Source organism: Acinetobacter sp. Ag2 (assembly GCF_001005515.1).
GTDB lineage: Bacteria > Pseudomonadota > Gammaproteobacteria > Pseudomonadales > Moraxellaceae > Acinetobacter > Acinetobacter bereziniae.
Genome location: NZ_LBNA01000058.1, coordinates 160,787 through 175,082 on the forward strand (window position 1 = coordinate 160,787; position 14,296 = coordinate 175,082).

Below are 14,296 nucleotides of genomic sequence, written 5' to 3' on the forward strand. Positions count from 1 at the left end.
TGGCTATTAGCAGTAATACATGTGTTTTGGAGCGGTAATTAACTATAAATATTTAAATAAAAAATAATTGTTTTGCTGCTTTTATTGACACGATGTTTATATAAAATCATGTCATTCAAAAATCTACTTTCAGTGATGGCATATCGGTTTACACGCTCTCCTTGCCCATCTATAGAATCATTCTCTATTCAACAGAACCCAAGCGAATACAAATGGCTTGGGTATTTTTTCAGTTCACAGAATTAAATACTATTGTGATTTGATAGACGTTGTTTGATTACAAAAATATGATTTTTTTTGAAATTTTTAACTTTTCTATTTTAATTAAAAGTATTACTGCTATAGTGTTTTATGTGAACATTTGTAAATGTACAGCGACGTCTTTGATGCTATTTTTTATTTTTCGAATTAAGTTTTTATCTATTTAAAAGAAATTAATATTAGAAATGGGTGAGTTTAATCAATAACGTGTGAACTGAAAGTGAAAATGAGGTAAACATGAAACTAGAATTCTTAGACTCTCATCAAACTGAGCAACTCAGTGCATGTCGATTGTCGCTCATTTTAGGAGCTTATACGCCAGACAATAAAATTGAGCGCTATCTGAAAATTGTCCGTGCTATTTTGAATGTCGAAAATGCCTTTTTTAGCTTTCACAATGAACCTTATGCATGGGTTGCTAATAGTGAATGTGACTTTGTTGCCGCTTATCTTTCTCCAAAGCCTAATCTTTTACCAGATTTTCAAAATACGTTAATTGTTGAGGGTACACACCCAAGTTATCCAGAATGTTCAGATTATATCACGGAGATCGGTCTTAGCCATACACGACTTATCGCTTATGACTTTAGACTTCAAGACAGCGAGTCCATCGCGCATGTCTATTTTTATGATCATCAGTCCGAGAATTTCTCGGCTAAACAAAAACTATTATTAGAAGAGTTGAGTGATGACCTTGTGACGATATTGCAGCGCAAGTCGGAGTCTCAAGACTATTATGAGCTTTATGAACAAGAACGTGCTCTAAATTTCAGTAAAACAAAGTTTTTTCAGGTGATTGCCCATGATTTACGTGCACCATTTCATGGATTGATTGGTTTTTCAGATGTTTTAGCCAATGAGCGAGAAACCTTGGATGAAGAGAATATTCATAGTATTGCACAATATTTGCATGATACTTTGCAGTCCACATATGCTTTACTTGAAAATTTACTCAATTGGGCAATGTCAGAAGGAGGTCGTTTTGTCTATCACCCAATTAATTTTAAGCTCAAACAGACCACCAAAATTGTTTATGATGTACTGCAACCCTTAGCAGTCAATAAAAATATTCAATTGATTGAAAATGTTGCTGATGATCTAACGGTTTTTGCAGATATGAATATGGTAACCTCCATTATTCAAAACTTAGTGTCCAATGCTTTAAAATTTACTCAAACTGATGGTTTAGGCAAAGTGACGATTTCCGCTCAACCTGTGGGAAATCGTATTGAAATCATTATTCATGATACTGGTTTGGGTATGACTCAGGCACAGATGGAACAGGTTTTTGAACCGCAACTTAAAGCCAGTATAAAAGGTACGATTGGTGAACAAGGTACAGGATTAGGATTGGTATTGTGCAAGAGATTTGTTGACTTAAATCATGGGCAAATATCAGTTAGCTCTCAAAAAGGTGAGGGAACAACCTTTGTCGTTGCCCTCCCTGCGGCAAAAAATGCCCATCAGTCTTTGCTGGATACAGACCTAAAATCAGATAAAGTAAAAATTTTCTAATCTTCAACGTCTGCAATGAAATTTTAAAGTGATCGGTGTGTGTTTTTTGATGTTTTTTTAATCTGTGCTTTTTTATACAACGATAAAAGATTCCCTAACAGTCAAGCAAACTGCTATAAATAATCATATAAAACATCAGTACAGGCTTTTCTAATGAATGCTGAGCAATTGCAAAAAACCTTACATGCCAGTCAGTATGCAGAACAAGTATTAAGTCTACATCAAAGTGTATTAGAACATGATTATGCAATTGATCAATTTCAAGTACCGCTCAGTACCCCGCAAATTCAACAACTTGTTGATGATAATTTAGCAGCTATTCAAGATGAAATTACATGGATGCGCGTGTTAAGGATACTTCGTGCACGTTTGATGTTCCGTTGGATTTGGCAGGATGCCAATCAACTCACCGATGTAGTGACATTGACCCGTGAACTTTCGGATTTTGCAGATATTTGTATCGTTGCAGCCAAAGATTTTGCTCGGGTTCCACTCATTGCCAAACATGGTGAGCCAGTCGGGTATAACGGTAAAATTCAAGATATGATCGTGATTGGTATGGGGAAGCTTGGCGCACAAGAGCTTAATTTATCAAGTGATATCGACCTGATTTTTGCTTTTGATGAACAAGGTGAAACCAATGGACGCAAATGTATTGATGTACAGCAGTTCTGTATTTTGTGGGGACAGAAGCTGATTTATTTGCTGGATCATATTACTGCGGATGGTTTTGTTTTTCGTGTAGATATGCGTTTACGTCCTTGGGGGGATGGTTCAGCCCTCGCGATTAGTCATGTGGCATTAGAAAAATATCTCAGTCAGCATGGACGCGAATGGGAACGCTATGCATGGATTAAGGCACGTATTATTACGGGGGGACATGAGGGTGATAGTCTATTGGATATGACGCGCCCATTTGTATTTCGTAAATATGTTGATTACACCGCATTTGAAGCCATGCGTGAAATGAAAGCCATGATTGAGCGCGAAGTGGCACGTCGCAATATTGCCGATGACATCAAGTTGGGTGCAGGTGGGATTCGTGAAGTTGAATTTATTGTCCAAGTTTTTCAATTGATTTATGGTGGCGCTAAATTAGAGCTGCAAGATCGACAATGTCTCGTCAGTCTTCAGCATTTAGGTGAGGTTGGATTACTCGATTCACAATCTGTTGTTGACCTTGAAGATGCCTATTTATTTTTACGTCGCGTTGAACATGCGATTCAAGCACTGAATGATCAACAAACTCAATCTTTGCCGACTGAGCCTGAGTTACGTCAACGGCTGATTGATACATTGGGCTTTACTGATTGGGATAATTTTATTGATTTTTTAAATCAAAAACGAGAAAAAGTGACTTTCCAATTTGAGCATCTGATTAAAGAAAAAGGGCTTGAGTCACCTATTGAAAGCTATAGTCAGCTTGAGAGCCAGCTCAATGAAATTTTAGATGATGATGCTAAAAACTTAATTCATGAGTTTTGGTATGGTCATGCCATCAAAAAATTACCTGCAAAAGCCGTTCAACGTCTAAAAGAGTTTTGGCCACATTTGGTTGAAGCAATTTTACAGTCGAATAGCCCGCAAGTTGCGTTGATGCGTTTAATGCCATTGGTCGAGTCTGTCATGCGCCGTACGGTGTATTTGGTCATGCTGATCGAAAGTAAAGGTGCATTGCAGCGGTTGGTTAAAATGGCGACAGTAAGCCCATGGATTTGTGAGGAATTAACGCATTATCCAGTGCTTTTGGATGAGTTCCTTTCGATGGATTTTGAGCTTCCATCAAGACATTATTTAGAGGATTCTTTACGTCAACAGTTGCTACGTATTGAAATTGATCAAGTCGAAGATCAAATGCGAGTACTGCGCCTGTTTAAAAAGTCCAATGTACTGACAGTGGCTGCAAGTGATGTATTGGCTGAAAGTCCGTTGATGAAAGTGTCTGATGCTTTAACGGATATTGCGGAAGTTTCAGTTATTGCAACATTGAACCTAGCTTATCAAACAGTGGCGAAACGTCATGGATATCCAATAGATACAGAAGGTCAGCGTTGTTCTTTGGATCATATGGCATATTGTGTAATTGGCTATGGTAAGGTTGGGGGAATTGAACTCGGTTATGGTTCTGACTTGGATTTGGTGTTTATTCATTATATGGATGAACAAGCAGATACAGATGGTCAAAAAGCCATTAGTGGCTTTGAATTTGCGATGCGTGTTGCTCAGAAGTTTATGTCATTGATGACAACGCAGACCTTAGATGGTCGTGTTTATGAAGTGGATACGCGTTTGCGTCCTTCAGGTGAAGCAGGACTTTTGGTAACCAGCTTAAAGGCATTTGAACAGTATCAACTGAAAAGTGCATGGTTATGGGAGCATCAAGCCATTGTTCGAGCACGTTCGATTGCTGGTGAGCCAACATTGAGAGCCAAGTTTGAGGAATTGCGCTGTAAGATTCTTACCTTACCAAGACAAGAGGAAACAGTTCGTCAAGAGGTCCTCAATATGCGCCAAAAAATGAAAGATCATCTGGGCTCATCAAAAGATCAGAAAAAAGATGGAATTTTTCACTTAAAACAGGATGCAGGTGGTATCGTTGACATCGAATTTATGGCACAGTATGTCGTATTAGCCTGGAGTGGGACGAATCCTGATCTCGCCCATTATTCCGACAACGTACGAATCCTTGAAGATGCCGCAAAGGCAGGTTGCTTATCCAGCGACGATGTATCCGCATTGATTCAAGCTTATCTCAGTGAACGCGCCGAGAGCCACCGTTTAGCACTTGCAAATCATAATATGCAAGTAAGTGCTGCGGATTGGCACGATACCCGAGAGGTCGTTTGCAAGTTATGGCAAAGATTAATTGATCCAACAGCGACTTTCGCTTTGGAAAGTGAATAATTGTGTAAAAATTTGGAGTGTGCGCCATGAATTTGGCTGATCGTGATGGTTTTATTTGGCAAGATGGACAAATGGTTGAATGGCGTGAGGCTAAAATTCACGTCTTAACACATACTTTACATTATAGTATGGGTGTGTTTGAGGGTGTCCGTGCTTATGAAACACCAAATGGTACCGCGATTTTCCGTCTCCAAGATCACACAAAACGTTTGTTAAATTCTGCAAAAATTTATCAAATGAAAGTTCCATTTGATCAAGCAACGCTTGAGCAAGCTCAGATTGATGTGGTTCGTGAAAATAAATTGGCATCATGCTATTTACGCCCAATTATTTTCATTGGTTCGGAAAAATTAGGTATCGCTGCAACAGATAATACTATTCATGCAACAGTAGCTGCGTGGAGCTGGGGTGCATATCTTGGTGATGAGGCAATGGCGAAGGGTATTCGTGTTAAAACCTCATCATTTACCCACCATCATCCAAACGTGACGATGTGTAAAGCAAAAGCATCAGGTAACTATACTTTGTCAATTCTTGCTCACCAAGAAGTTGCACATTCTGGTTATGACGAAGCGATGTTGATGGATCCACAAGGTTATGTATGTCAGGGTTCTGGTGAAAACGTATTCTTGGTGAAAGATGGTGTTTTACATACACCAGATATTGCAGGCGGTGCGTTGGATGGTATTACCCGTCAAACGATTATTACCATTGCTAAAGATCTTGGTATTGATGTCGTTGAACGCCGTATTACCCGTGATGAATTCTATATTGGTGATGAAGCATTCTTTACCGGGACTGCTGCTGAAGTGACGCCAATCCGTGAATATGACGACCGTCAAATTGGTTCAGGTGCACGTGGTCCGATTACTGAGAAGATTCAAAAAGCATTCTTTGATGCTGTTCAAGGTAAAGATCCAAAATATGCACATTGGCTGACTTATGTAAAATAAGCCATTCAATGTTAAAAAGGATTCCATTTGGAATCCTTTTTTTATTTTTAAATCAATGTATTAAGATCGGTCTAAAATAAATAGTATGAGATTAGACTTTATAAAATTCTCGGTACCAATCAACAAACTGTTTTACACCTTCATCTACAGAAACTGATGGTTTATAACCCACCATATTTTCCAAGGCACTACTATCAGCAAAGGTATCTGGAACATCACCTGGCTGTAAGGGTAATAATTCTAAAATAGCGTCTTGACCGACAGCCTTTTCAATCGCATGAATATATTCGATCAATTTGACTGGATTATTATTGCCGATATTAAAAATACGGAATGGCGCATAGCTGGTCGATGGATCTGGATTTTTGCTGTCCCAATTTGGATCAGGCTGTGCAATTTGATCACTTGAACGAATAATACCTTCGACAATATCTGAGATAAAAGTAAAGTCGCGGGTGTGATTGCCATGATTGAAGACAGGAATAGAGCGACCTTCAATAATATTTTTAGTGAATTTAAATAGCGCCATGTCTGGACGTCCCCAAGGACCGTATACTGTGAAGAAGCGCAGTCCTGTCGTGGGTAAATTAAATAAATGGCTATAACTGTGCGCCATGAGTTCATTGGCACGTTTGGTTGCCGCATAGAACTGAACAGGGTGATTGACACCATGCTTTTCACTAAATGGCATGGTGGTATTGGCACCATAAACACTACTGGTGCTGGCATAAGTCAGATGTGGCGTTTTGGCATAGCGACATGCTTCAAGAATATTGGTAAAGCCAATAAGATTACTCTCTACATAACTAGACGGGTTTTCTAGAGAGTAGCGTACACCTGCCTGAGCTGCTAAATGAATCACTCGATCAAATGAATGATCTTGGAAGCATTGGTCAACAATAGTTTTATCAGCAAGGTTGGCACGAATAAAAATGAAAGAACCTTGAGCGTGTTCTGCTGTATTTTTTAAAACGTCTAATCTGGCTTCTTTCAATGCAGGATCATAGTAATCATTGACATTGTCAAACCCAACAACATCATCACCACGTTCTAATAGTTTTTTTGCAACATTGAAACCAATAAATCCTGCTGCCCCTGTAACGAGAACTTTCATTCATCTGCTCCGAAAATATCTCGTGTATAAACTTTGTCGAGTACATCACTGAGATCGCTTGAAATACGATTGGCAATAATTACATCACTTTGCTGTTTAAATTGCGCTAAATCATTGACCACTTTTGATTTAAAGAAATCATCATCTTGTAAAGTTGGTTCATAGACAATCACTTCAATTCCTTTTGCCTTGATACGTTTCATCACGCCTTGAATTGCTGAAGCCCTAAAGTTGTCTGAACCACTTTTCATAACTAAACGATAAATTCCGACCGTATTCGGGTTGCGTGCAATGATCGATTCAGCAATGAAGTCTTTACGTGTGCTATTTGAATCAACAATGGCCTGAATCAAATTGCTCGGCACATGATGATAATTTGCTAGAAGTTGCTTGGTATCCTTAGGGAGACAATATCCGCCATAACCAAAAGATGGGTTGTTATAATGATTCCCGATGCGTTGGTCCAGACAAACACCCTCAATAATTTGTTGAGTATCTAAACCAAAAATTTGCGCATAAGTATCAAGTTCATTGAAGTAAGCAACACGCATCGCCAAGTAAGTGTTGGCAAATAGTTTGATGGCTTCTGCCTCAGTAGAGTCAGTAAATAATACTGGACTATCTTTTTTAATTGCGCCTTCGATCAGTAAATCAGCAAATTGCTGCGCACGCTCAGACTTTTCACCCACAATAATTCGTGATGGGTATAAATTGTCATGTAGTGCTTTGCCTTCACGTAAAAATTCAGGTGAGAAAATGAGATTCTCAGTATTAAATTTTTCTTTTAAATTTTTGGTAAAGCCAACCGGGACAGTGGATTTGATCACCATTACAGCATGAGGATTAACTGTTAAGACTTGCTGAACCACACTTTCCACACTTTGCGTATTAAAATAATTGGTTTTGGTGTCGTAATCTGTTGGTGTTGCGATGATCACAAAATCAGCATCTTGATAAGCTGTTTCATAATCTGTGGTCGCTGTGAAATTCAGTGTTTTTTCTTTTAAAAATAATGAAATATCAGCATCTTGGATAGGCGATATTTTATTGTTGAGCATGTTAACTTTAGATTCTAAAATATCAACAGCAACAACTTCATGATGTTGTGCAAATATCATTGAATTGGATAAGCCAACGTAACCTGTTCCAGCGACTGCTATTTTCATAAAAACCTAATATAGAAAATGTGCTTGCAAAAGTTGTATTCGCCATTTTAACGAATTGTTTAAAGCATCCCATCCTCAAAAAACCGGAATAATGAAATAAACATCATACGTATAAATGGCTTGAGCATCATAGCATATTCTGATGAAACAAATTGTTCAGCATATGCAATCGAATACAGTAACTTGGCTATGGTAATGGTATGATATAGAGATTGCTCAGGTGGAAGATTGATGCATGCAGGTTAATGAATCAAATTTACAGTCAAATAATTTAGTTGAATCAGAACAAAATATTGTTTTGTGTATGAAATGGGGAACCAAGTATGGTGCAGACTATGTCAATCGACTGTATAACATGGTTAAAAGACATACCACCATTGATTTTAAAATGGTCTGTTTGACTGACCGTACAGAAGGTATCAACCCAGACATTCAATGTTTTCCAATTCCACCATTAGCATTGCCTGAAGGAAGCCCAGAACGTGGCTGGAACAAATTATCGACTTTTGAACCTGACTTATATGGTTTAAAAGGGAATTTACTGTTCTTAGATCTTGATGTGGTGATTGTTGATAATATTGATGATTTCTTTACTTATCCGGGTGAGTTCTTAATTATTCATGATTGGAAACGCCCTTGGCGAGTCACAGGAAATAGTTCTGTGTACCGTTTTAAATTGGGTTCTTTTCCAGACATTTTGCCTTACTTTCGAGAAAACTTTAAAGAAATTAGTCATAAGTTTAGAAATGAGCAAGAATATTTGTCGTGGTATGTCGATCAGCAGAAAAAGCTCAGCTATTGGCCAAAAGATTGGTGTAAGAGTTATAAATATCATTGTTTACAAAAGCTGCCATTGGCCTATTTTAAGCCACCAGTAAAACCACAAGATGCCAAAATCATTATTTTTCATGGTGAAATAAATCCACCTGATGCAGTCACGGGTGGCGGTGGTAAATGGTATCGTTATGTATTGCCTTCAGACTGGATTAAAGACGCTTGGCAATAATTCAACCATATCCTTTGATCAAAATTGAGAACAAGATAGATGCAAAACCTTGATATCGTGATTGCTTGGGTCGATGGCAATGATGTTGAGTTAAAACGTAAACGTCATTTGTACCTGACAGGCAATGATGCCAGTGATGCTGTCAGTGAAACCCGTTTTGCCAGTAATGATGAAATCTATTACAACATTGCATCTATATTGAAATATGTTCCTTTTTGCCGTCATATTTTGATTGTTACGGATGGGCAGCAACCTGAGTTTTTAAATGAATTTGTCGTACAAGGTCTTTGCGATACAAATAAAATCCGAGTGGTTGATCATCGAGAAATTTTTGCAGGCTTTGAACAATTTCTACCGACTTTTAATACCCGCTCTATAGAAAGTATGTTGTGGAATATTCAAGGCTTGTCAGACTATTTTATCTATTTAAATGATGATTTCTTTTTTAATGCATCGGCTCAGGTTGAAGATTTTCTTGAACAAGACAAAATCGTGACCTATGGGCATTGGAAAAGTTGTTTTAGTTACAAGACTAAACTGAAATATCGTCAATTTTTAAATCGAAATTTTAACAAACCCATTCAACCTGGACATGTCATTGCGCAGATGTTGGGTGCTGATATCTTAGGGTTTAAAGAATTTTTTGAAATCCATCATTATCCGCATTGTGTAGATCGTAAAATTTTAAGCGAATATTTATTGAATCACCCAACCTTATTAGAAACACAAATTAAATATAAATTTCGTAGTGTTGAGCAATTGAATCCAATTTCGTTGATGAATCATTTAAAAATTCAAAAAGGTGAGGCAGTGTTAAAGCCAGATTTAGCTTTAGCCTATTTAAAAAATGCTGAAAGTTTAAATGTGTTTATACAAGCTCTAAATCAAGATCAGATTAAATATGGCTGTATTCAAAGTTTGGATCAGTTGACTCCACAAGATGCAGTCCAAGTCAAAAATGCAATGATTGCTAAGTTTAGTGATTATCTACCTCAGTCTGTCATCTCAAACGACGTTTTGTCATTGGAAGTTTTTCATGAAAGTTGAAACATATCTTATTAATCTTGATGGCAGCGATGAGCGACTTCAACGAGCAACGGAACAGTTACAAGCAGTTGATTGGTCGTTCCAACGATTTTCTGCCTATGATGGTCGAGGGCAGGATTTAGCTTCATTTGAAAATTATGATGATGTTGCAACACAACAAACTTTAGGGCGTCGACTGCTGAATTCTGAATTAGGTTGTTATCTCAGCCATTATGGTTGTGCCGAAAAGTTTTTACAAACTGATGCAGATTATTTGGTGGTTTTAGAAGATGATATGAAAATCACCACTGACTTTAAAACGTCTGTAGAGCAAATTCTATCATATTTAGATCAGCATCAGGATCTAGATTGGTATCTGATAAATTTGGCTGCCAAGAAGAAAAAGTTTGCAAAAGATATCGTAAAAATAGATGATTTTTCACTATGGCATGCTTATTATTTCCCGATTCGCGGATTAGGTTTAATATGGTCAAGAAAAGGTGCTGAAGCATTCGTCGCTTCTGGTAAAACGATGACCATGCCAGTAGATATTTTTTTCCAAACATGGCTAAGTAAAAATGGCAAAGGCTTAGGTGTTTGGCCAGCCTTGGTGAAGCCAGCTGGTTTAGATAGTGATATTTTGGGTACTGTGGCAACACAGGGGATTTCTCGGAAAGAGAAGGAAAATCGTGACAGCTCTTATGGCTTAAAAAAACAAAAGCGGATGTGGCGTGATCGTATGTATGCTTTTAAACATCTTTATTTTTGAATGAATTAATATTTTAAGTTCTGGGGGTATTTAATATTTTGAATACTGTTTAGGGCGCTTGTTATTGTCATTGTTGTTGTGTGCTTATAAAAGTATTAGGTCTTTATATGAAAATTTTTAAAAAACTATTCTATTTGGCTAAATTTCATATGATGTACTATTACAAAATTAGACATACCAATAAAAAGATTGATAATTTTGCGGGACAACTGGTTTTTAATCCTGTGAATACGCCCATCGAATTACCAAAGAAAATTTGGATATATTGGGAAGGTGATTTCCCCGAATTTGTAGAAAAGTGTATTCAAAATATTCGCAAAAAAAATCCAAATTATGAGGTGTATCTTCTTAATCCTGAGAATGTTAACCAGTATAGTCAAATTGACTTTTCACTTTTGCGGGATGCTACACCTCAACAAAAGGCTGACTTGTTGAGATTTGATTTACTTTATCAACATGGTGGCATTTGGTTGGATGCAAGTATTATTGTTTATGAAAATCTGGACTGGATTTTTGAACTGATGCAACAAAATCGTACAGAATGTTTTGCTTATTACCGTAAAAAAAATACCACGAATTTGAATTATCCCATATTAGAGAATTGGTTATTAGCGAGTGTCAAAAATAACATATTCTTTAAATATTGGTTTGATGAACTGTATTTAGCCATCCAAAAAACACCGAAAGTTTATGTGCAAGAGATTAAAAATACTGAAAAAAATCCAGCTGATATTTTCCAAAGGATTGGCAATTTAGAATATTTAGTTGCTTATGTTGCCTGCCAAAAAGTATTTAGAAAATCTTTTCCAAGTATCAGCTTAATTAATTGTGATGAAAATGCCTTTTTTTATCAGTTCACCAATCGATGGATCAAAGAGAAGATTTTGATTGATTTCGCAATTAATTATCCCCCAGTTGAATCACCTAAGTTAATAAAGTTGGCTGGAAAAGAAAGAAAAACAATAAGTTACTACTTTGCTAAAAGGATGTATTTTAAGGGTTCTTTTATTGATATTTCTTAGAAAGCTATTAAGTAAAGGTGATTGATCTTCAGAAAAATAGTAAAATGTTTGTATTGTTTATAGATGCACTCCTATGAAGAAAATCGTTATTAGCCTATCGACAGCAGTTGAACGTAGAAAACACATATCGAGTGAATTTGCTCAAAAAAATGTAGACTTTGATTTTTTTGATGCTTTAACTCCAGAACCAGCTACGATTTTTTCACAAGAATTGGGACTTAGAATTGATGAGCGTATTCTAACCAAAGGTGAACTCGCTTGCTTTATGAGCCATGTTTTTCTGTGGAAAAGAATGATTGATGAGAATATTCCGTATATGGCGATATTCGAGGATGATATTTATTTGGGGGATAATGTCGTTGACTTCTTAACGGATTCATCTTGGATTAATGATCAATGGCATTTGATTAAGTTGGAGGAGTTTACGCATAGAATTGCATTGGGTAAGCAAGTTAAGAATTTTAAAGGACAGATTCAAAGAAGTATTTTTGAATTAAAAAGTAAGAACTTAGGTACGGCTGGTTATATTTTATCTTTGCATGGTGCTAAAAGTTTATTAAGCTACATTCAAAAGTTAGATAAGCTAATCGCTTTAGATCATTTAATGTTTGAACATTTGATTTATGAAAATATTTTTTCAGTGTACCAAATGAAACCTGCTTTATGTATTCAGGATGTGACACTATATTCGTGCAAAGATAGTGTGAAGTTCGCAAGTCATTTGTACAAAGAGCGCTTAACAAGAAGAAAATATAATAAAAAGAAAGGTATGAATAAAATTATTTTAGAGCTTTATCGCATATTACATCAGCTAAAAAGCATCATTTTCTTTGGAACAGTCGGTTTTAAATAGTCAGAGTAATTTATGAAAAGTTTTGTGATCAGTTTGACGTCAGCAGAAGATCGAAGAGCCCATATCAAAGAGCAATTTGGCAACAAAGATATTCCCTTTTCTTTTTTTGATGCAATTGAGCCGATGCAATTAGATCATCAAGCACAGAAAATTGGTTTAGCGATACAGCAAAATAATCTGAGTCAAAATGAGTTGGCATGTTTATATAGCCATATTTCTCTATGGAAAAAAGCTGTAGATGAAAAAATGCAAGCAATCGCTATTTTTGAGGATGATATATATCTAAGTGCAGGCGCAGAACTATTTTTAAAAGATTCAAATTGGTTAACTGTTGACATTGTTAAAGTTGAAAAATCTTATAATCATGTAATTTTAGATTTAGAGAAAATACGCGTTTTTAAAAACCAAGATTTTGTACTGAGGAAATTAAAAAAAGCTCATCTTGGTGCTGCGGGTTATATACTTTCTTATAAAGGTGCTGTTGAACTTTTAGATTATATGCACAAGCAAGCGATTTTTGATCATGTAGATCAACTTATCTTTCGCAAGTATGTTTCAGATGGGGCTTTGGCTATATATCAAGTCAATCCGACTTTGTGTATTCAAGATTATTTATTAAATCCAAATAATCAAAAATTTAAGACGAGCTTGCAATGGCGTGATCAAGTTGTAATTAAACCAACTGGATTGCAAAAAATTTTTAGAGAAATAAGTCGCATATTTATTCAACTTATGGCTATTCCATTTAAAACAAAACTTATATTTACAAAAAGCTCAAAAGAATAGTTTATTTAAAATCAATCAAATAAATTTAATAGCAGTTCTAAAAGTGCTCAATTGTTATATAATCACTTTTGAATATATAGAGATCGTTTTTTTGTGAATTTTGTTATTAGTTTAGATTGTGCGCTTGAAAGGAGAGCACATATCGATTCAGAGTTTAAAAAACATTCAGTATCATTCAGTTTTTTTGATGCTATTACACCTTCTACGATTGTAGAAAGTGCCAAAAGCCTAGGTGTTAAAATAACAAACGCTGGTGTTTTAACACAGGGTGAGATTGCCTGTCTTTTAAGTCATGTCTCCTTATGGGAAAAGATTGTTGAAGAAAATATAGAATATATGGCGATCTTTGAAGACGATATACATTTTGGGGAAAATGTCCAAAGTTTTATCCATGATTTTTTATGGATTCCTAAGAATGTGCATCTCATAAAATTAGAGGCTTTTGATAGAAAGGTCGATCTTTCTTTTTTTCCAAAAGCTAGAGTGAATGATAGAGCATTGTATCAACTTAAAGCTAAGCATTTAGGTGGGGCAGGTTATATTCTATCTAATCAAGCTGCAAAATACTTTCTAGCATCTATACGTAATATGGATGAATTAGTTCCTGTAGATCACATATTGTTTGGTTGTAATGTAAAGTATGTAAAATATAAGACTTATCAAATGGTACCTGCTATTTGTGTCCAAGATTTTTATTTGCATAAAAAATATGATAATTTTCCTAGCCATTTGGAAGATGATCGTGCAATTCGACATGAAGCAGATCGAATAGAGCAATGTAGACAAAAAGCTGCGATGACTATAGGAAGTAAAATTCGAAGAGAAGTTTTCAGATTGCTTTATCAAGTTTGTAAATTGTCAGCATATCGATCAGTAAAATTTAAATAAATCTACTTTCTTTTTTTGGAATATTGATATAAA

General features: G+C 36.1%; 12 protein-coding genes. 10 read left to right on the top strand and 2 right to left on the bottom strand.

What is annotated here, in order from left to right; genetic code table 11:
• The first annotated feature begins 498 nt into the window (after nucleotides 1–498).
• From AAV97_RS18735 to AAV97_RS18745, 3 genes are all read left to right on the top strand, one after another.
• Nucleotides 499–1,776: a sensor histidine kinase gene (locus AAV97_RS18735; RefSeq protein ID WP_046761404.1), complete on the top strand. Its 1,278-nt coding sequence runs from the start codon at nucleotides 499–501 to the stop codon at nucleotides 1,774–1,776.
• A 153-nt stretch (nucleotides 1,777–1,929) separates the two neighbouring features.
• The gene (gene glnE / locus AAV97_RS18740; protein ID WP_046761405.1) at nucleotides 1,930–4,680 is read left to right on the top strand and encodes a bifunctional [glutamate--ammonia ligase]-adenylyl-L-tyrosine phosphorylase/[glutamate--ammonia-ligase] adenylyltransferase; all 2,751 of its coding nucleotides are present in this window, start codon (nucleotides 1,930–1,932) and stop codon (nucleotides 4,678–4,680) included.
• Nucleotides 4,681–4,706: 26 nt separating this feature from the next.
• Nucleotides 4,707–5,633 carry a branched-chain amino acid transaminase gene (locus AAV97_RS18745; protein WP_004827770.1) on the top strand — a complete coding sequence of 309 codons (927 nt, stop codon included), beginning with the start codon at nucleotides 4,707–4,709 and terminating at the stop codon, nucleotides 5,631–5,633.
• A gap of 91 nt (nucleotides 5,634–5,724) precedes the next feature.
• Here the strand turns inward: AAV97_RS18745 and AAV97_RS18750 are convergent, their stop codons facing one another.
• Together AAV97_RS18750 and AAV97_RS18755 are read right to left on the bottom strand one after the other, a co-directional pair.
• Nucleotides 5,725–6,747 (bottom strand): NAD-dependent epimerase, encoded by a 1,023-nt coding sequence (locus AAV97_RS18750; RefSeq protein WP_046761406.1) that lies wholly within the window; start codon nucleotides 6,745–6,747, stop codon nucleotides 5,725–5,727.
• A complete protein-coding gene (locus AAV97_RS18755) occupies nucleotides 6,744–7,913 on the bottom strand; it encodes a nucleotide sugar dehydrogenase (RefSeq protein ID WP_046761407.1) in 1,170 nt (389 codons plus the stop codon). Before AAV97_RS18755 ends, AAV97_RS18750 begins: the two co-directional genes overlap by 4 nt.
• Nucleotides 7,914–8,148: 235 nt before the next feature.
• On the opposite strand from AAV97_RS18755, the gene AAV97_RS18760 reads away from it, so the two are divergent.
• The 7 genes from AAV97_RS18760 (at nucleotide 8,149) to AAV97_RS18790 (ending at nucleotide 14,263) form a co-directional block, all read left to right on the top strand.
• Entirely contained in the window at nucleotides 8,149–8,919 is a 771-nt protein-coding gene (locus AAV97_RS18760; RefSeq protein ID WP_004827776.1) for a hypothetical protein, read from the top strand.
• Between the two features lie 39 nt (nucleotides 8,920–8,958).
• Nucleotides 8,959–9,966: a hypothetical protein gene (locus AAV97_RS18765; RefSeq protein ID WP_005030941.1), complete on the top strand. Its 1,008-nt coding sequence runs from the start codon at nucleotides 8,959–8,961 to the stop codon at nucleotides 9,964–9,966.
• Nucleotides 9,956–10,714 (top strand): glycosyltransferase family 25 protein, encoded by a 759-nt coding sequence (locus tag AAV97_RS18770; protein WP_042089520.1) that lies wholly within the window; start codon nucleotides 9,956–9,958, stop codon nucleotides 10,712–10,714. Before AAV97_RS18765 ends, AAV97_RS18770 begins: the two co-directional genes overlap by 11 nt.
• A 107-nt stretch (nucleotides 10,715–10,821) precedes the next feature.
• Nucleotides 10,822–11,736 carry a glycosyltransferase family 32 protein gene (locus AAV97_RS18775; protein ID WP_046761408.1) on the top strand — a complete coding sequence of 305 codons (915 nt, stop codon included), beginning with the start codon at nucleotides 10,822–10,824 and terminating at the stop codon, nucleotides 11,734–11,736.
• A 73-nt stretch (nucleotides 11,737–11,809) separates the two neighbouring features.
• The gene (locus AAV97_RS18780) at nucleotides 11,810–12,589 is read left to right on the top strand and encodes a glycosyltransferase family 25 protein (protein WP_042089517.1); all 780 of its coding nucleotides are present in this window, start codon (nucleotides 11,810–11,812) and stop codon (nucleotides 12,587–12,589) included.
• A gap of 12 nt (nucleotides 12,590–12,601) precedes the next feature.
• Complete coding sequence (locus AAV97_RS18785) at nucleotides 12,602–13,375, top strand: glycosyltransferase family 25 protein (protein WP_042089516.1); 774 nt, start codon at nucleotides 12,602–12,604, stop codon at nucleotides 13,373–13,375.
• Nucleotides 13,376–13,468: 93 nt separating this feature from the next.
• Nucleotides 13,469–14,263, top strand: coding sequence for a glycosyltransferase family 25 protein (locus AAV97_RS18790; protein ID WP_042089514.1), 795 nt, complete (start codon nucleotides 13,469–13,471; stop codon nucleotides 14,261–14,263).
• Nucleotides 14,264–14,296 lie beyond the last annotated feature (33 nt).